The organism is Neobacillus thermocopriae, assembly GCF_010975035.1.
In the GTDB taxonomy this organism is placed as follows: domain Bacteria; phylum Bacillota; class Bacilli; order Bacillales; family Cytobacillaceae; genus Neobacillus; species Neobacillus thermocopriae.
Genome location: NZ_JAAIUV010000006.1, coordinates 1 through 17218, shown reverse-complemented (window position 1 = coordinate 17218; position 17218 = coordinate 1). Strand labels below are relative to the sequence as shown.

The 17218-nt window shown below is 39.0% G+C and carries 20 protein-coding genes and 1 other annotated feature; of the genes, 18 read left to right on the top strand and 2 right to left on the bottom strand.

The window, feature by feature from the left end:
• Window positions 1–16: 16 nt before the first annotated feature.
• The 14 genes from mreC (at window position 17) to pheA (ending at window position 11141) form a co-directional block, all read left to right on the top strand.
• On the top strand, window positions 17–898 hold the full coding sequence (gene mreC / locus G4Z05_RS05495; RefSeq protein WP_163250832.1) for a rod shape-determining protein MreC: 882 nt from the start codon (window positions 17–19) through the stop codon (window positions 896–898).
• A complete protein-coding gene (gene mreD / locus G4Z05_RS05490) occupies window positions 895–1410 on the top strand; it encodes a rod shape-determining protein MreD (protein WP_163250831.1) in 516 nt (171 codons plus the stop codon). The genes mreC and mreD overlap by 4 nt, the downstream gene beginning before the upstream one ends.
• A gap of 191 nt (window positions 1411–1601) precedes the next feature.
• A complete protein-coding gene (minC, locus tag G4Z05_RS05485) occupies window positions 1602–2282 on the top strand; it encodes a septum site-determining protein MinC (protein WP_163250830.1) in 681 nt (226 codons plus the stop codon).
• A gap of 1 nt (window position 2283) precedes the next feature.
• Window positions 2284–3087, top strand: coding sequence for a septum site-determining protein MinD (minD, locus tag G4Z05_RS05480; RefSeq protein ID WP_038536497.1), 804 nt, complete (start codon window positions 2284–2286; stop codon window positions 3085–3087).
• 110 nt (window positions 3088–3197) lie between these two features.
• Window positions 3198–3977, top strand: coding sequence for a M23 family metallopeptidase (locus G4Z05_RS05475; RefSeq protein WP_163250829.1), 780 nt, complete (start codon window positions 3198–3200; stop codon window positions 3975–3977).
• Window positions 3970–4836: a site-2 protease family protein gene (locus tag G4Z05_RS05470; protein ID WP_163250828.1), complete on the top strand. Its 867-nt coding sequence runs from the start codon at window positions 3970–3972 to the stop codon at window positions 4834–4836. Before G4Z05_RS05475 ends, G4Z05_RS05470 begins: the two co-directional genes overlap by 8 nt.
• 96 nt (window positions 4837–4932) lie before the next feature.
• Window positions 4933–6378: an Rne/Rng family ribonuclease gene (locus G4Z05_RS05465; RefSeq protein WP_163250827.1), complete on the top strand. Its 1446-nt coding sequence runs from the start codon at window positions 4933–4935 to the stop codon at window positions 6376–6378.
• Window positions 6379–6431: 53 nt separating this feature from the next.
• Window positions 6432–6512, top strand: a sequence feature (ribosomal protein L21 leader region).
• 13 nt (window positions 6513–6525) lie between these two features.
• Complete coding sequence (gene rplU / locus G4Z05_RS05460; protein ID WP_038536490.1) at window positions 6526–6834, top strand: 50S ribosomal protein L21; 309 nt, start codon at window positions 6526–6528, stop codon at window positions 6832–6834.
• A 16-nt stretch (window positions 6835–6850) separates the two neighbouring features.
• Entirely contained in the window at window positions 6851–7192 is a 342-nt protein-coding gene (locus G4Z05_RS05455) for a ribosomal-processing cysteine protease Prp (protein ID WP_163250826.1), read from the top strand.
• A complete protein-coding gene (gene rpmA / locus G4Z05_RS05450) occupies window positions 7193–7486 on the top strand; it encodes a 50S ribosomal protein L27 (RefSeq protein WP_038536486.1) in 294 nt (97 codons plus the stop codon). It begins immediately after the preceding gene.
• Window positions 7487–7687: 201 nt separating this feature from the next.
• Window positions 7688–8227, top strand: coding sequence for a sporulation initiation phosphotransferase B (locus G4Z05_RS05445; RefSeq protein WP_163250825.1), 540 nt, complete (start codon window positions 7688–7690; stop codon window positions 8225–8227).
• 77 nt (window positions 8228–8304) lie between these two features.
• Complete coding sequence (gene obgE / locus G4Z05_RS05440) at window positions 8305–9594, top strand: GTPase ObgE (protein ID WP_163250824.1); 1290 nt, start codon at window positions 8305–8307, stop codon at window positions 9592–9594.
• A gap of 30 nt (window positions 9595–9624) precedes the next feature.
• A complete protein-coding gene (locus G4Z05_RS05435) occupies window positions 9625–10074 on the top strand; it encodes an ACT domain-containing protein (protein ID WP_163250823.1) in 450 nt (149 codons plus the stop codon).
• A 209-nt stretch (window positions 10075–10283) separates the two neighbouring features.
• A complete protein-coding gene (gene pheA / locus G4Z05_RS05430) occupies window positions 10284–11141 on the top strand; it encodes a prephenate dehydratase (RefSeq protein ID WP_163250822.1) in 858 nt (285 codons plus the stop codon).
• A gap of 133 nt (window positions 11142–11274) precedes the next feature.
• On the opposite strand, the gene G4Z05_RS05425 is transcribed toward pheA, so the two are convergent.
• Together G4Z05_RS05425 and G4Z05_RS05420 are read right to left on the bottom strand one after the other, a co-directional pair.
• Window positions 11275–11814, bottom strand: coding sequence for a transcription repressor NadR (locus G4Z05_RS05425; protein WP_163250821.1), 540 nt, complete (start codon window positions 11812–11814; stop codon window positions 11275–11277).
• A gap of 50 nt (window positions 11815–11864) precedes the next feature.
• Window positions 11865–13016: an IscS subfamily cysteine desulfurase gene (locus G4Z05_RS05420; RefSeq protein WP_163250973.1), complete on the bottom strand. Its 1152-nt coding sequence runs from the start codon at window positions 13014–13016 to the stop codon at window positions 11865–11867.
• A gap of 101 nt (window positions 13017–13117) precedes the next feature.
• Between G4Z05_RS05420 and nadB the strand changes: the two genes are divergently transcribed.
• The 4 genes from nadB to G4Z05_RS05400 all read left to right on the top strand — a co-directional run.
• Window positions 13118–14692, top strand: a complete 1575-nt coding sequence (gene nadB, locus G4Z05_RS05415; protein WP_163250820.1) for an L-aspartate oxidase — start codon at window positions 13118–13120, stop codon at window positions 14690–14692.
• Window positions 14661–15509, top strand: coding sequence for a carboxylating nicotinate-nucleotide diphosphorylase (gene nadC / locus G4Z05_RS05410; protein WP_163250819.1), 849 nt, complete (start codon window positions 14661–14663; stop codon window positions 15507–15509). The genes nadB and nadC overlap by 32 nt, the downstream gene beginning before the upstream one ends.
• Before the next feature lies 1 nt (window position 15510).
• A complete protein-coding gene (gene nadA / locus G4Z05_RS05405; RefSeq protein WP_163250818.1) occupies window positions 15511–16614 on the top strand; it encodes a quinolinate synthase NadA in 1104 nt (367 codons plus the stop codon).
• Window positions 16615–16740: 126 nt separating this feature from the next.
• The coding region (locus G4Z05_RS05400; protein ID WP_205597402.1) for a transposase at window positions 16741–17218 on the top strand (478 nt) is incomplete at its 3' end.

The window sequence follows — 17218 nt, the reverse complement described above, 5'->3', positions numbered from 1 at the left end:
ATAGAGGTGTAATATCATGCCACAGTTCTTTTTGAATAAACGTCTGATTATTTTGCTCGTCAGCATTATTGTTCTCGTGGCATTGATTGGGTTTTCTTTAAGGGATAGGAGTAAACTAACTTGGCCGGAGCAGTTTGTTAGGGACACAACCGGCTGGTTTCAATCCCTGGTTTCAAGGCCTGCCAATTATTTAGCAGGCTTTTTTGAAAATCTCCAGGATTTGCAAAATACATATGAAGAGAATAAAGAATTAAAATCACGGGTTGAAAAATTTGCCAGTCTTGAAGCGGAAATTCAAGAATTGAAAAAAGACAATAAGGAATTGCGTGACGTTCTCGATGCAAAACAAACCTTGAGAGATTTTGAACCACTTCCGGCTACAGTAATCGGCAGAAATCCTGATCGTTGGCATGAAATCATGATAATAAATAAGGGTAAAACAGATGGAATAGAGAAAAATATGGCGGTGGTAACAGCCACCGGCTTGGTGGGGAAAGTAAAAAGCGTTAACCAATTCAGCTCCACTGTTCAGCTATTGAGTGCCATGGATCCAAAAAACCGGATCTCAGCTGTCATTCAAGGGGAAAAAGATGTATATGGTTTTGTTCAGGGCTTTGATGCCAAGAAGAAACTATTGATGGTAAAGGCGATACCATCTAGTGAAAAAATAGAAAAGGGTCAAACCGTTATTACTTCTGGTATGGGCGGCGTGTTTCCGAAAGGGTTGATAATCGGAAAAGTAGAAGAAGTGAAGCCTGACCAGTATGGGCTTAATCAAACCGCACTTATTAAGCCTGGAGCAGATTTTTATGATATCGAAAATGTTATCGTTATAAAACGGTTAATGACACAACCGGATAGGAATGCCATGAAAGCTGGGAAGGAGGAGGATCTATGAAAAAATTCCTTCTTCCTCTTTTGTTTTTGTTACTGTTTATTTTAGAAAGTTTGTTTGTTCAGTTTTTACCATCTGACTTATTTGGAAGTCGTATCCTTGTCCCGCGCTTTTTATTCTCGGCTCTTCTTTTATTAACCATTTATGTGGGGAAGAAACAAGGAATTATTTATGGAGCTATTTTTGGCCTACTCGTTGACGTTGTCTACATCGAAGTTATCGGCATTTATTTTTTCTTGTTTCCATTTGTTTGCTATTTGATTTCAAAAGTGATGCAAGTGATGCAGTCTAACATCGTTGTTGTCTTTCTTGCCACCTTATTTGGAATTGCCTTACTCGAAGTGGGCGTATATGAGATGAATTTTCTCATACATGTAACAGACCTTGATTTTATGACTTTTATTAATTTGCGATTTTATCCTACCTTGATACTAAATGCCATCTTTATCCTTGTTGCTTTGTACCCATTAAAACGGCAGTTTGAAAAATATGCTGTAGCTTTACGGGATGAATGATATGATGGAAATATTAGCAATCGTTATTTTGCGATTGCTTTCCTTATCATTCGATCCTTTTAGAAAGCTTTTTTGAAAAAGAGGAGAATGTACGCTTCATGTCGAAATTTATGTAAGATAGCGTGTGTTTTTAACAGGAATTTGTGTAATATTTAGGAAATGCTTTTTTATTTTGAGGTGAAAAATTCTCCATGAAAAAACGTCAAAATGTTACAATAAAAGGAACAAAGGGTGGCCTTGTTCTTCAACTTGATGACAATTGTTCTTACGAAGAGCTTAAGAAGGAACTAGATCAAAAACTTTCAGCCAATCAGTTGTCAAAAGAGGATCGGCACTTAATTCCTGTCAGGGTGGATGTCGGCAATAGATATATCACAGAAGATCAGCGGGAAGAGCTGAAGAATTTAATTCGTCAAAAGAAAAATTTAGTTGTGGAAGAAATAGAATCAAATGTGATTACAATAGATGAAGCCCTTCGGCTTAAGCAAGAAACAGAGGTTATTACAGTCTCAAGAATTGTTCGTTCTGGTCAGGTTCTTAGAGTACCTGGAGATTTATTGTTGATCGGCGATGTGAATCCTGGGGGAACGGTTATTGCGGGTGGCAATATTTTTATTATGGGTGTATTAAAGGGCATTGCCCATGCTGGTTGTTTTGGCAATGAGAAGGCTGTCATTGCTGCTTCCAGTATGAAGCCCTCTCAGCTTCGTATAGCTGAACAGATCAATCGGGCGCCGGATGAGGTTGAAAAAAAAGAAAACCGCGAAATGGAATGTGCTTACATAGATGAAAACCAACAAATTATCATTGATAGATTACAAGCTTTAATTCATTTAAGGCCTAGTTTAACGAGATTAGAAGGGGGACATTAAAGTGGGAGAAGCAATAGTAATTACATCCGGGAAGGGCGGCGTTGGTAAAACAACAACTTCTGCGAATATTGGTACTGCTCTAGCTCTTCAGGGTAAAAAAGTATGCTTAGTAGATACTGACATCGGCCTTCGAAACTTGGATGTCGTTATGGGGCTTGAGAATAGAATTATCTATGACCTAGTTGATGTGATAGAAAAAAGATGCAAAACACATCAAGCATTGGTTAAAGATAAGCGCTTTGACGGACTTTTGTACTTGCTTCCCGCAGCCCAAACGGTAGATAAATCTGCAGTAAATGCTGAGCAAATGAAAGAATTAATTGAAGAATTAAAGCAAGACTATGATTATGTGATTATCGATTGCCCTGCCGGTATAGAACAGGGATATAAGAATGCAGTTTCTGGTGCGGATAAGGCTATTGTTGTCACAACACCTGAAGTATCTGCTGTTCGGGATGCTGATCGAATCATCGGCCTTCTTGAAAAAGAAAAACATATGGAGCCACCAAAACTAATTGTAAATCGGATTCGCAACCATATGATGAAGAGTGGTGACATGCTTGATCTTGATGAAATTACTCAACACTTGTCCATCGAATTAATTGGAATTGTTGCGGACGATGAAGAGGTTATTAGAGCCTCCAATCACGGTGAACCTATTGCATTAAATCCAAATAGCAAGGCATCCATTGCTTATCGTAATATTGCACGCCGAATTCTTGGTGAATCAATCCCACTTCAATCATTGGAAAACCAAAATCAAGGTGTGTTTTCAAAATTAAAGAAATTTTTTGGAGTACGATAAACGAATTAGCCTGTTCACATTATTTGTGGACAGGCCTTTTTCGTATGAAAGTCATACTTTGTCCACCCCGTTCATAAAATTGTACAAACTGTGTGAAAAGGGATGATGGTATGGCTCGGTCTACACCCGACGAAATAAGACGTCGAATTGCCAAAAGAAAAAAGGCAAAAGGAACAGCCTCCACAAGTTCAGGCAACCAGATGTTTTGGCCTGATTACGATGAAAAATATGAATTTAATTATATTCCTCCTTCGGCTGGTGGTGATGATGATGGACACCCCTTATTTAAAAAAGAAGTATTCTTTTTCAAAATTCTTGCCTCGATATTGCTGTTTCTTGTAGTAGCCATCTTGTTTCGTAATCAATCTGCACGTTTAGAGCCAGTGAGGGACGTTATACTCCAAACGATGAATGAGGATTTTAAATTTGCGGCTGTAGCGGAGTGGTATGAAGAAAGATTTGGCAAACCACTTGCCTTGCTTCCTTTTAATGAGGAAAAGCTTTCTGCCGAAAGGGAAGAAAATCATAAAGGAGCAGTACCGGTATCAGGGAAAATCCTTGAAAATTTTGAGAAAAACGGCCAAGGAATAATGATTGAGACAATCAAAGGATCACCTGTTCAATCCATTAAAGGTGGAATGGTCGAATTTGTGGGAGTAAAAGAGGGACTTGGCGAAACGGTGATCATTCAGCATGGGGACAAGACCGAAACATGGTATGCAAATCTGGAAAATATCAAGGTAAAACCATATGAATATATCGAAAAGAGCACAGAGATTGGTACGGTATCAGATTCAAAAGGGGAGGACAAAACAAAAGGGCAATATTATTTTGCAGTAAAAAAAGGTGATGAATTCATCGACCCGATCCAGGTGATCCGTCTTGAATAAAGCTATTGAGTTGCTTCGTCATGTTCATATTCATCCACTGTTATGGATTGTCATAGGCCTTGCTGTTGTCACAGCGCACTTTGTGGAAGTTTGTTTACTTCTTGCAATCATTTTTATCCATGAAATGGGGCATGCTGCTGCGGCTTCTTTTTTTTCTTGGAGAATCAAAAGAATCACCCTTTTGCCATTTGGTGGCGTAGCTGAAATGGATGAGCATGGTAATCGTCCGTTAAAGGAAGAGGCTATTGTCGTTTTGGCTGGACCACTTCAACATGTATGGATGGTGGCGATCTCCTACGGGTTAGTTTCGTTAAACATAATGTCGGAGGACTTATTTCAACTTTTTCTACAATACAATTTGATGATTTTTATATTTAATTTGTTTCCAGTTTGGCCGCTAGACGGTGGCAAACTGGTCTTATTACTACTTTCATTAAAATTCCCCTTTTCAAATGCCCACCAGTTGACACTTATAATCTCGATCATTAGCTTATGCTTGTTTTCGTTATTAGTGTTATTAACTGCACCGGCAAATATCAATGTTTGGATCATTATCGGCTTTTTATCGTTTTCCCTCTATTATGAGTGGAAACAGCGGCGCTATATTTTTATGCGATTTTTACTAGAAAGATACTATGGCAAAAAATCAAACCCATCTGCTCTTATTCCTATCCAGGCAAGTGAACAGGATTTGTTGATCCATGTATTGGAAAAATTTCAGCGTGACTGTAAGCATCCAATCATTGTTGAGACAGAAGAAAGAGAAAAACGTGTATTGGATGAAAATGAATTGCTGCACGCCTTTTTTACAGAAAAACGGCTGACAGACAAAATCGGTGATCTTCTCTTTTTATATTAATTGGTTATAATGGAGATAAAAGTGGAAGCGCTCAGACTAGGGGGCTGAAGCTGGAAAGTGATCATCGTTATTTTTTATTAAAGTGAGGCCGGCAGTTTGGAAACATTAATTATAAATTATCATTCAACTGAAAAAAGATTTGCCTACTTGCGCAATAACCGAGTAGAAAAGATTGTATTGGACCGGCCAGAAGAGCGTTCTCTGGTCGGTAATATTTATTATGGGACGGTAACAAAGGTTTTGCCTGGAATGAATGCAGTTTTCATCGATATTGGGGAAGAAAAAAATGCGTATTTGCATCGCGACCAGATCCCTTCTTATACATTAGCAAAAGAAAAAGGAGGCAATATCTCTTCGTTCGTCCACCAAGGGGAAAAATTGCTTGTTCAGGTCGAAAAGGATGCCACTGGTACAAAAGGCCCGAAAGTAACAGGAATTATAGAGATTCAAGGACAAAATCTAATTTATCTACCTAAAGGTCAATATGTGGCTGTATCGAAAAAAATTGCAGATGAATCGAAAAAAACAGCCCTTCGCAACTTGGGAAGACGTTTGAAGACAGAAGAGGAAGGGTTAATTTTTCGAACATCTTCTTTGACATGTAAAGAAGAAGAAATCCAAAAAGAAATCGATCAATTACGCATTACTTATCAGGATATACTGCATAGAGCAGGCCATTTAAAAAAGCCAGGTGTACTCGTTCAAAAAGACAGTTTTACCGAAATGATTATTGATCAAGTGTTACGTATGTCCTCTGGGGAAGTGATTGTCGATGACTTGCCCATGAAGAAATTACTTGAGGAGAAAAATGCTCGGGTAACTTGTAGCTATTATAATGGAAAAGAAAATATTTTTTCGACACATCGAATAGAGCATGAAATCAATAAAGCATTAAAAAGGATTGTCTGGTTAGATCTTGGGGCCTATTTGATCTTTGATGAAACAGAGGCATTAACGATCATTGATGTCAATACCGGGAAATTTTCGGGCAAAGCGGATTATCAGGAAACGGTGGTTAAAACGAATCAGCTTGCTGCTCGGGAAATTGTACGACAACTTCGCCTTCGTGACATCGGTGGAATAGTTTTAATTGATTTTATTGATATGAGCCGTGAAAAGGACAAGCAGCTCATTTTAAATACAATGGCAGCTGAATTGAAACAAGATGAAAAGCAGACAAAACTGATTGGGTTTACTCCTCTTGGCATTCTTCAACTAACAAGAAAGAAAACGAAAATCACTTTATCTGAAGCCATGCAGGAAAAATGCCCAGTTTGCGAAGGAACCGGACGAATACTAAGCGCAGAGACTGTCGCTTTCCGTCTTGAACGCGAGCTATTGGAACACCGTCATTCTGAATTTGAAGCTGTTTTAGTGGAAACTACTGAAGCAGTGAGGACGGCATTATTATCTCATAAAGACTTCTTAGAACAATCACTTCAATTAAAAATATATTTCTTAACTAAGCCTTCTACCCATCACTATTTTATCTTGAAACAATTTGGCGATGAGCGGGAAATATCCCAAAAAACATTCGATTAATATTGACATGATTTCTTATAACATGTTAAGATTGTAACGTTATGTTTGTAGCACCTGTGCTACAACCGCACAGACCAGGTTTTAAGATTTATGCCTAGCATAAACGCCTGTGTTTGGCGAGTCTGAGTTTATAAGGAGGTGCAGTTCATGTACGCAATTATCGAAACTGGCGGTAAGCAACTTAAAGTCGAAGAAGGCCAAGCAATCTACATTGAAAAATTAAATGCAGAAGCTGGCGATACAGTTACTTTTGACAAGGTTCTTTTCGTTGGCGGTGAAACTGTAAAGGTAGGAAATCCTGTTGTTGAAGGTGCTACTGTTACAGCGAAAGTTGAAAAACAAGGCCGTCAAAAGAAAATTATCGTTTTCAAGTACAAAGCGAAGAAAAACCAACGTAAAAAACAAGGTCATCGTCAACCTTACACTAAAGTTGTTATCGAAAAAATCAACGCGTAAGGTAATGGATTTATAGATGATCAACGTTACGTTTTATCGGATGAAGTCCCATTCCATTCATTCGTTTGTCATTAGTGGTCATGCCTTTTTTGCCGAGCGGGGCAAGGATATAGTTTGTGCAGGTGTATCTGCTGTGTCCATAGGTACAATCAATGCCATACATGCCTTGACTGGTGTGACTCCAGAGATTGAACAAGGCGATGGCTTTCTCCGCTGTGTTCTTCCGAAGGACCTTTCGGAAAACATTCAAGAGAGAGTACAGCTTCTTCTCGAGGGTATGATAGTTTCCTTACAGACGATTGAAGAAGAGTATGGTGAGCACATGAAAATAACCTTCAAAAAGCAGGAGGTGGAATAAATGCTATTAAAATTGGATCTTCAGCTGTTTGCATCTAAAAAGGGAGTAGGTTCTACAAAGAACGGACGTGACTCTATCGCGAAGCGTCTTGGTGCGAAGCGTGCAGATGGTCAGTTCGTTACTGGTGGTTCTATTCTTTATCGTCAACGCGGTACAAAGATTTATCCAGGTGTAAACGTTGGACGTGGTGGCGACGATACTCTATTTGCTAAGATCGACGGCGTGGTTAAGTTTGAGCGCGTAGGTCGTGATCGTAAGAGAGTAAGTGTTTATCCTGTAGCTCAAGAAGCTTAAGTTGATTGAAAACTCTAACCAAGCTGGTTAGGGTTTTCTTTTTCTGTGATAGAGGAAAAAACTTCCACCAATTTGAGGGTTTATATTTCATAGATTGAGCATTTCACCCTGTAATAATCATATAAAATTGCTTACTATAGGTTGTTTTTTTGATATACTATCAGCAAACAGTTTTCCGATAATAAATTGGGAGAGTACGGTATGGAGAAAGAATGGGATATGATCGAGATTTTGCGGCACTCGAGGCATGACTGGTTAAACAGGCTGCAGCTCATTAAGGGAAACTTAGATTTAAATCGAATTGAACGGGCAAAAGAAGTCATTAATCAGATTGTGATCGAAGCCCAGCATGAGACGAAGCTCTCAAATTTACCAATGCCGCAATTTGTTACTTTATTGCTGCGAACGAATTGGGAAAACCGCTCCTTTCAACTCGAGTATGAGATTTTTGAAGATCCAGAATACATAACTGTCAATGATAAAGCCCTAACGGATTGGACCAGCTCTTTTTTTACTTGTTTGGATCAATCAGTAGAGGTTTTTCAGGAAAACCATTTATCTATCACGATTGAACCGCAATCTGATGGAATTCGTTTCTTTTTTGACTTTAGCGGGATAATAATAAATAGAAAGTTGATTGAACAATTCCTTGATCAAACGTATGTACCGGACATGGAACTTGAGATCAAAGAATTCACCGACAATGAACTCACTATAGAGTCCTTTTTACCAGCTTTATAGGTTGGGATATTAAGGCTTTCGTGGCTCTCATTGCAATCATTAGTTATTTTTCCATCCAGACAGGAGGATGAAAGAAAATGTTTGTCGATCAAGTGAAAATTTATGTGAAAGGCGGAGACGGAGGTAATGGGATGGTCGCGTTCCGCCGTGAAAAATATGTCCCAAAGGGAGGTCCTGCTGGAGGTGACGGCGGGAAAGGTGCGGACGTCGTATTTGAAGTGGATGAGGGATTACGGACGTTAATGGATTTCCGTTATCAACGTCATTTTAAAGCGCCTCGCGGAGAGCATGGCATGTCCAAGGGCCAGCATGGCCGAGGAGCGAAGGATATGATTGTCAAAGTGCCTCCTGGGACAGTTGTTATGGACGCAGAAACAAAAGAGGTTATTGCTGACCTGGTAGAACATGGTCAAAGGGCCGTTATTGCTAAAGGAGGTCGCGGTGGACGAGGAAATATCCGCTTTGCTACACCAGCAAATCCAGCCCCAGAAATCGCTGAAAATGGGGAACCAGGTCAGGAGCGGGACGTAATTTTAGAATTAAAATTACTGGCAGATGTCGGACTAGTTGGCTTTCCTAGTGTCGGTAAATCAACGCTGTTGTCAGTCGTATCTTCCGCTCGACCAAAAATTGCAGAATATCACTTTACTACCATAGTTCCAAACCTAGGTGTGGTAGAAACTGAAGATGGGAGAAGCTTCGTTATGGCCGATCTTCCAGGATTGATTGAAGGGGCACATGCAGGTGTAGGTCTAGGACATCAGTTTTTACGGCATATTGAACGAACAAGAGTTATTGTCCATGTTATTGATATGGCTGCCATGGAGGGTAGAGATCCTTACGAGGATTACTTGACGATTAATCGAGAATTAAAGGAATACAATCTCCGCTTAACGGAGCGCCCGCAAATCATTGTAGCAAATAAGATGGATATGCCAGAGGCAGAAGAGAATTTAAAAAAATTCAAAGAAAAACTTCAAGATGATTGTATGATTTTTCCAATTTCTGCGATTTCGAGAAAAGGTTTGCGTGAGCTATTGTTTGCCATTGCTGATAAAATTGAAGAAACACCGGAGTTTCCACTTCAGCATGAAGAGGAAGAATCGGGCGTTCACCGTGTGGTATACAAACATGAGACAGAAACGGAACCATTTACTATTACTCGCGATCCGGACGGTTCTTTTGTCCTTTCTGGTGAAAAATTAGAAAAATTATTCAAAATGACCGATTTTTCAAGAGATGAATCAGTGCGTCGTTTTGCCCGCCAGCTTCGAGGACTTGGAGTGGACGACGCTTTAAGGCAAAGAGGGGCAAAAGACGGGGATATTGTAAAACTGTTAGATTTTGAATTTGAATTTGTTGAATAATGCAGGTTCCCTAAGGGTAGGTAGATAAGAATGGATCACACTGAGAAAAAATTTTATTTGGTCCGTGAGGATGTCTTATCCGAAGCAATGAAAAAAACGATTGAAGCGAAGGATTTACTCGAGCGAGGCAAAGCGGAGTCAATTGGAGAAGCTGTTCAAAAGGTTGATCTAAGTAGAAGTGCATTTTATAAATATAGGGACACTGTTTTTTCTTTTTCCGCAGTTACGAAGGAACGGATCATCTCGTTATTTTTCCATTTGGAGGATCGCTCGGGTACCCTGTCAAAATTGTTAAGTGTGGTTGCTTTATCAGGCTGTAATATCTTAACAATACACCAAACGATTCCTCTCCAGGGTCGAGCGAACGTCACTCTGTCTTTAAATACATCAGGAATGACCAATGATATAGATGATTTACTTTCGGAACTGAGAAAACTCGAATTTGTTGAAAAGGTAGAAGTGCTGGGAACAGGCGCATAGTGGACATTTATCCACTTGCGGAGGCTCTCAGCTTTCTTTTTAACAATCAGAAAGAATTTTTCCATTCAAGAATGGTTAGTACAAGTGCCTTGGTAGTGGGAGGGTCGATTGTATAAGCAATAGCCATACACTTTTACAAGGACACTAGTACTTTTTTATTCATTTATTTCTGAAAATTTATTTAATTATGGCAAAGGGAGTAGAGAGTTTTGAATGTAGGTTACTTAGGACCCAAAGCAACATTTACAGAATTAGCAGTCAAAAAGGTATTTTCGGGATTTACTCCGTTCCCTTTTCAAACGATTCCAGAGTGTATGGATGCAGTAGTAGAAGGACAGGTAGATTTAGCCGTCGTTCCTTTAGAAAATGCCTTAGAGGGTTCGGTTAATATTACCCTAGATTATTTAACACATGTGGTACAAATTCCTATTGTCGGTGAGGTTACTCTTCCAATTAAGCAGCATTTGATGGTGCATCCAGAAAATGCGGAGAACTGGCAACAAGTGTCAAGGGTGTATAGCCATTCCCATGCGATTGCTCAGTGCTATAAATTTCTACATCATCATCTAAAAGGAGTGCCGTTTGAAAGTGTGTCTTCTACCGCAGCAGCTGCCCAGCTGGTCAAGGAAACACCGATGCAAAATATTGCGGCCATTGCGAATGAATTGGCTGCAGAAGTGTATGGACTTTCCATTGTTAAAAGAAATATTCATGATTTCGATCATAACCATACTCGGTTTGTAATATTGGCAACTCAAAAGAATTTTGATTTTGCGGCACTAAGTGGTTCAACACATTGGAAAACGACGTTAATGGTGACACTTCCTTCTAATCAGGCAGGTGCGCTTCATCAGGTGCTTTCTGCCTTTGCATGGAGGAAACTGGACCTTTCGAAAATCGAATCACGGCCAATGAAAACTGGTATCGGAAATTACTTTTTTATAATTGATCTGGAAATGAAACTGGATGATGTGTTAATACCGGGAGCGATTGCTGAACTGGAAGCACTTGGATGTGGTGTCAAGGTACTCGGAAGTTACCCCTCAGTGAATATCGGATTAGATTAAGAATTTGGAAAAATTAATATTATGGATAAATTAACGAAAACCCAGTAAACAAAATTGTACAAATAAAAAAAATTAGAAGCATAAAAAGGGGGCATACAGACGTCGAAAATACGACTTTCTGGACTGCCCCTTTTTAAGATTCCAATAATATGCCGGCTTCCTTAAGTGCATTTTCAGCCTTATCTAAAGCTGACTTATTGCTTGCTGTGATCGTATGAAGATGTACCCCGCCTGTTAATTCAGACAATAAGGAAGCATTTGTTTTCCTGAGTTTTTCCAAAAACTGCTTAACCTCCTGCCTATTTGAAACCATTATAGAAGCAGTAAGATCTCCATAGACGGCATGTTCAATTTTGACATCCTTCACCGTCACTCCATGGTCGACAAGAATATTTAGCTCTTTTTCAGCTTCGTTTGGTGTATGGCGACAGGCAATCGTTTTTTCATATACGAGAGTACTGTTGTTTTGTTTCAAATACATATACCCCTGGCTAGTGGCAATGATCGGCTCATTTTTTGCCTTCAGCAGTGTAATGTCACCTACAATAACTTGTCTACTTACATTTGTCCTAGAAGCCAGATCACTTCCTGTAAGCGGGGTGTCGCTCTCCTTTAATAGTTGTAATAGGAAGGCTCTTCTTTCCTCCCCTAAAATTTTCTTTTGCTCTGTCATATAACTCCTCCTAGAACATCTCTGTTATCCTATTCTAACATACATACTGCTTATGGAATAACAACTGAGCCTGGATAATTCTCTACAATACTGACAATACCATTTGCTAATTTCTTAACATCTTCCTCTGTTGTCGCTTGCCCAAAAGAAATCCGTATAAATTCTTTTGCTTTAATCTTATCTAGCCCTAATGCTTTAGTTATCATTGCTGGGGATTGCATACCAACATGGCAGGCACTTCCTGTCGAAATTTCAAATCCTAAACGATTGCATTCCAGCATGATCCATTGACCCTCAATCCCAGTAATACTCATGCCAAGGATACTAGGAAGTTGATGATTTATAGGGGCCTGGTAAATCTTAACCCGATCTAAAATTGGCTCCAGTGCTGTAATAAAGAAGTTTCGTAATTGTAAAAATTGATCATAATCTACTTGCATTCTTTTAAAAATTTTTTGAGCAGCAACCGTCATTGCCGCAATTCCAGGAACATTTACTGTACCAGGACGGAATCCTTTTTCATGTGAGGTTCCGGGAAAAAATGGTTTCCAGTCAATGGACGGATCAATGTAAACCCCGCCAATACCCTTTGGACCATAAATTTTATGTCCCGAAAAAGATAAACTACTTACATATGGCACAATGGAAATTACATTGATTTTTCCAAATGACTGGACTGCGTCACAATGCAAAAATATATTATGATTCCGGCAAATTTCTCCGATTTCTTGGATAGGCTGTATGGTACCGATCTCTGAATTTACATGCTGAACGATGGCCAAAACGGTTTCTGGTTGAATGGATTTTTGAAGGACATCAGGATCAATTAATCCGGTTGAAGTATAGGGTAAATACGTAATATCATACCCTAGATCTTTCAAACGTCTTAAAGTTCCATGGATAGAATAATGCTCAGCCATCCCAGCAATGATATGTTTTCCTTTCTTTTTACCAGAAGATAATAACGCCTCTATTGCTAGAAAATTTCCTTCAGAACCGCCGCTAGTAAAATAAAGACCTTGTTTGCGAATCCCTAAAAGTCGGGCTAATTCTGCACGGCAGTTTTCCAGAATGTCGGCAGCTTGGCCGCCTCGATCGTGAAGACTATTAGAATTACCAAAAAACTCCCTTGAAACCTTTACATATACCTCAGCACAATCCATATCTAAAGGGGTTGTAGCAGCATAATCAAAATAGATCATATCCATTCTCCAATACTATTTTTCTATTAACCTCTTGTTTTTAGTTTAATTATGTGTAAATATATATGTCAAGACACCTGTAAATCCAGGAGGGCCTACACATGATAAAGGCTGATGTAATCATTATTGGTAGTGGGATAGCTGCTTTACAGTTAGCTGTTCATTTGAATGAGGATAAAAATGTGAGACTTCTCACAAAATCAAAACTCAGATTATCGAATTCATACTTGGCTCAAGGTGGGATTGCAGCTGCTATCGGAGTGAATGACCATCCGTCAAAACACTTAACTGATACGTTGGAGGCAGGAAGGTTTCACAATCACCTTGAAGCTGCCAAACAAATCATATATGAAGCACCATCATTGATTCGGGATATTTCCGGAAAAGGAAATGTGTTTGATATGGATTCAAATGGAGAGTTCTCTTTAGGGATGGAAGGCGCACATAGAGAACACAGGATTGTCCATTCCGGTGGAGATGCAACGGGGAAAAATTTGAGTGAATATTTCATTGAAAAACTCCCGCCAAATTTGAAAGTAGAAGAGGATAGTTTTGCCTATGAATTAGTTTTAAATAGTGAGGGAACCCGTTGCATTGGCGTCAAAGTAAAACGACAGGACGAAAGCCAGGAGATTTATTATGGTAATCATATTATCTTGGCTACCGGTGGTTGTGGTCAATTGTACAAATATTCTTCCAATGCCAAAACAGTAACAGGGGATGGGATCGCCTTGGCTTATCTGGCCGGTGCTGAGATCATGGATATGGAGTTTATACAATTTCATCCGACGCTTTTATTTGTGAATGGAGACACAAAAGGACTTATATCAGAGGCCGTAAGAGGAGAAGGAGCCATCCTTGTGGATGAGAATGGTACACCTATTATGGAAGGTGTCCATCCATTCAAAGACCTTGCTCCGAGGCATATTGTTTCACAAACCATCCACGAATATTTAAAAAATGGCAGTCAGGTATATTTGGATATTACTAGTATAAAAAATTTTAAGAATAGGTTCCCACAAATAACGGAACTTTGTGAAAAACATGGAGTGGATTTGACAAAAGGAAAGATTCCAGTTGTTCCAGGTAGTCATTTCATGATGGGCGGGATTAAAACGGATTTGATTGGCCGTACGTCGATACCGGGATTATATGCAATCGGGGAATCTGCTTGTACGGGGCTACATGGTGCCAATCGACTAGCTAGTAATTCGTTGTTGGAAGGATTATATCAAGGGAAAAAATTAGCAGAATGGTTGAATACAGTACAACAAGATCCTATTGAAATTGAGGTTTCTAATCATAAAAAAGGCTGTCAAAGGTCACGTAAATTGCCGGACATCCAGGAAATACAAGAATTCATGATGGAACGGGTCGGAATCGTCCGTAGCGAAATGTCTTTGAAAAAACAGAAAAAGTGGCTAGAACAATTCAAACTGGAAGAAATTAGCTCCTTTGATCATTTTTCAATTTCTGAATTAACTAAGATTTTTATGTTATTCACTGCCAACCTCATAACTGAAGCGGCTTTACAGAGAACGGAAAGCCGTGGGGGTCATTACCGCATGGATTTTCCAACAGAAGATAATGAAAGATGGTTAAGGAAATCAATTATTCAGCAAAAATGGGAAATGGAGAAACGCTATGAACAAATTGAAACTGCGCTCACTACTTGAAAGTTTTTTTATGGAAGACATTGGCGACCAAGATATGACGACAGATTTAATTTTTACAGACAATACAAGGGGAGAAATTGTTTTTCTAGCAAAGGATAATGGAATTTTTTGTGGTGAAGAAATTATTCATACTGGATTTCAGCTATTAAATTCTGAAATCCAAACTGTAGTACTTGTAAAAGATGGCACACCAATTGAAAAAGGCCAACAGATTGCCCGCGTTTCAGGAAATATTAGTGACTTGCTTAAAGGGGAAAGAGTGGTACTAAATCTAATCCAGCGAATGAGCGGTATTGCGACTTTAACCCATAAGGCAGTGCAAACTCTTAATAGTGATTTTACTAAAATTTGTGATACGAGAAAAACAACTCCAGGCTTGCGAATGCTTGAAAAGTATGCGGTTCGCTGTGGGGGTGGATATAATCATCGCTTTGGTTTATATGATGGGGTAATGATCAAAGATAACCATATTTCCTTCGCTGGTTCAATTCGCCATGCTGTAGAAACTGTTCGAAAACAGGTAGGCCATATGGTGAAAGTGGAAGTAGAAGTTGAAACAGAAGATCAAACGATTGAAGCCGTTCAAGCTGGTGTGGATGTGATTATGTTTGATAACCGGACACCAGCTGAAATAAAGGAATTAATCAAATTGGTACCACCAGAAATTATTACTGAGGCATCAGGCGGAATTCAATTAAGCAACTTGGCGAATTACCGCGACACCGGGGTAAATTACATTTCACTAGGATTTTTAACTCATTCCTATCAAGCTTTGGATATCAGTGTAAAAGTTTTGTGGGAGAAAGGAGAGGAATAGTATGAGTTTGTTGGCAACTTTACAAACCAATAAAATGATTCCTGAAAGGTACAAGCAAATGTCACAAAAAATGCTGGAGGAGCGAGTAGCAGAAGTTAAGGAAAAGCTAGGCAAGCGACTTTATATCCCTGGCCATCACTATCAAAAGGATGAAGTCATTCAGTTTGCTGATGCAACGGGAGATTCATTAAAACTGGCACAATTGTCTGCTGAAAATAAGGATGCTGAATTTATTGTTTTTTGTGGCGTTCATTTTATGGCAGAAACGGCTGATATATTAACCAGTCAGAATCAAAAGGTTTTCTTGCCTGATATGCGTGCAGGCTGTTCGATGGCAGATATGGCTGATATCCAACAAACAGAAAGAGCATGGGAAAAACTGCAGGAGATTTACGGAGAAACCATTCTTCCTTTAACTTATGTCAATTCAACTGCTTCTATTAAAGCGTTCGTTGGCTCTCATGGTGGTGCGACGGTAACTTCATCTAATGCAGAAAAAATGGTTACTTGGGCATTTGAACAGAAAGAACGCATACTATTTTTGCCTGATCAGCATTTAGGTAGAAATACGGCGTTCAATTTGGGTGTTGGTTTAGAAGAAATGGCCATCTGGAATCCAATCGAGGACAAACTTGAATATGAGGGAGATATCTCACGGGTTAAAGTGATTCTTTGGAAAGGGCATTGTTCCGTACATGAAAACTTTACCTTCCAAAATGTGTATGATACCCGCCGTAAATATCCGGAGATGAAAATTATTGTCCATCCAGAATGCCGTAGGGAGGTTGTAGAATTAGCAGATCTGTCGGGTTCAACCAGTTATATTATTAATGCCATTGAGAAAGCAGAATCTGGTTCTTCTTGGGCTATAGGGACGGAGATGAATTTGGTTAACAGACTTATCAAAAATCATCCTGATAAACATATTATTTCATTAAATCCACATATGTGCCCATGTTTAACGATGAATCGAATTGACCTCCCGCATTTAGTTTGGTGTCTGGATTCCATCGAGGAAGGCAACGAACATAATAGGATTCAAGTAAGTCAAGATATTGCTTGTGATGCAAAATTAGCTTTAGATCGGATGCTTCAAATTTCATAATGAAAAATTGCAAAAAGATGTAATCATTTGATTACATCTTTCAGACTGTCGACAAAATCCTTTTTTAAAGGATTTTGTCGACATTTTTTGTATAATTATGTCATAGAATATCGAGGTGATATTGAAATGCTTACTAAAAATACACAAGTAAATCGAGATCAATTAGAAATGATTACTTTAGACCAGCTGGTTCCTGAAAATCACTTGGTTCGTAAGATAGAAGCTGCTATTGATTTTTCATTTATATATAAATTAGTTGAGAATATGTATTCATCTGAACGTGGTCGCCCAAGTATTGACCCTGTTGTATTAATTAAGATGGCTTTTATTCAATATACCTTCGGTATTCGCTCTATGCGCAAAACTATTGAAGAAATTGAAACAAACCTTGCTTATCGTTGGTTCTTAGGTTTTGGGTTTCATGATAAAGTTCCCCACTTCTCAACCTTCGGAAAAAACTATGAAAGACGTTTCAAAGATACAGATCTATTTCAAAAAATCTTCTACCGCATTCTAAAAGAAGCTTCTGATAAAAAGTTGATTAGTGCTGAACATGTATTTATTGATTCTACGCATGTTAAAGCAAGTGCAAATAAACGTAAAT

Excerpts from the sequence above, each read along its gene's own strand:
- mreC (WP_163250832.1), top strand. The coding sequence starts at position 17 with ATGCCACAGTTCTTTTTGAATAAACGTCTGATTATTTTGCTCGTCAGC.
- mreD (WP_163250831.1), top strand. The coding sequence starts at position 895 with ATGAAAAAATTCCTTCTTCCTCTTTTGTTTTTGTTACTGTTTATTTTA.
- minC (WP_163250830.1), top strand. The coding sequence starts at position 1,602 with ATGAAAAAACGTCAAAATGTTACAATAAAAGGAACAAAGGGTGGCCTT.
- G4Z05_RS05475 (WP_163250829.1), top strand. The coding sequence starts at position 3,198 with ATGGCTCGGTCTACACCCGACGAAATAAGACGTCGAATTGCCAAAAGA.
- rplU (WP_038536490.1), top strand. The coding sequence starts at position 6,526 with ATGTACGCAATTATCGAAACTGGCGGTAAGCAACTTAAAGTCGAAGAA.
- G4Z05_RS05455 (WP_163250826.1), top strand. The coding sequence starts at position 6,851 with ATGATCAACGTTACGTTTTATCGGATGAAGTCCCATTCCATTCATTCG.
- rpmA (WP_038536486.1), top strand. The coding sequence starts at position 7,193 with ATGCTATTAAAATTGGATCTTCAGCTGTTTGCATCTAAAAAGGGAGTA.
- G4Z05_RS05445 (WP_163250825.1), top strand. The coding sequence starts at position 7,688 with ATGGAGAAAGAATGGGATATGATCGAGATTTTGCGGCACTCGAGGCAT.
- obgE (WP_163250824.1), top strand. The coding sequence starts at position 8,305 with ATGTTTGTCGATCAAGTGAAAATTTATGTGAAAGGCGGAGACGGAGGT.
- G4Z05_RS05435 (WP_163250823.1), top strand. The coding sequence starts at position 9,625 with ATGGATCACACTGAGAAAAAATTTTATTTGGTCCGTGAGGATGTCTTA.
- G4Z05_RS05425 (WP_163250821.1), bottom strand. The coding sequence starts at position 11,814 with ATGACAGAGCAAAAGAAAATTTTAGGGGAGGAAAGAAGAGCCTTCCTA.
- G4Z05_RS05420 (WP_163250973.1), bottom strand. The coding sequence starts at position 13,016 with ATGATCTATTTTGATTATGCTGCTACAACCCCTTTAGATATGGATTGT.
- nadB (WP_163250820.1), top strand. The coding sequence starts at position 13,118 with ATGATAAAGGCTGATGTAATCATTATTGGTAGTGGGATAGCTGCTTTA.
- nadC (WP_163250819.1), top strand. The coding sequence starts at position 14,661 with ATGAACAAATTGAAACTGCGCTCACTACTTGAAAGTTTTTTTATGGAA.
- nadA (WP_163250818.1), top strand. The coding sequence starts at position 15,511 with ATGAGTTTGTTGGCAACTTTACAAACCAATAAAATGATTCCTGAAAGG.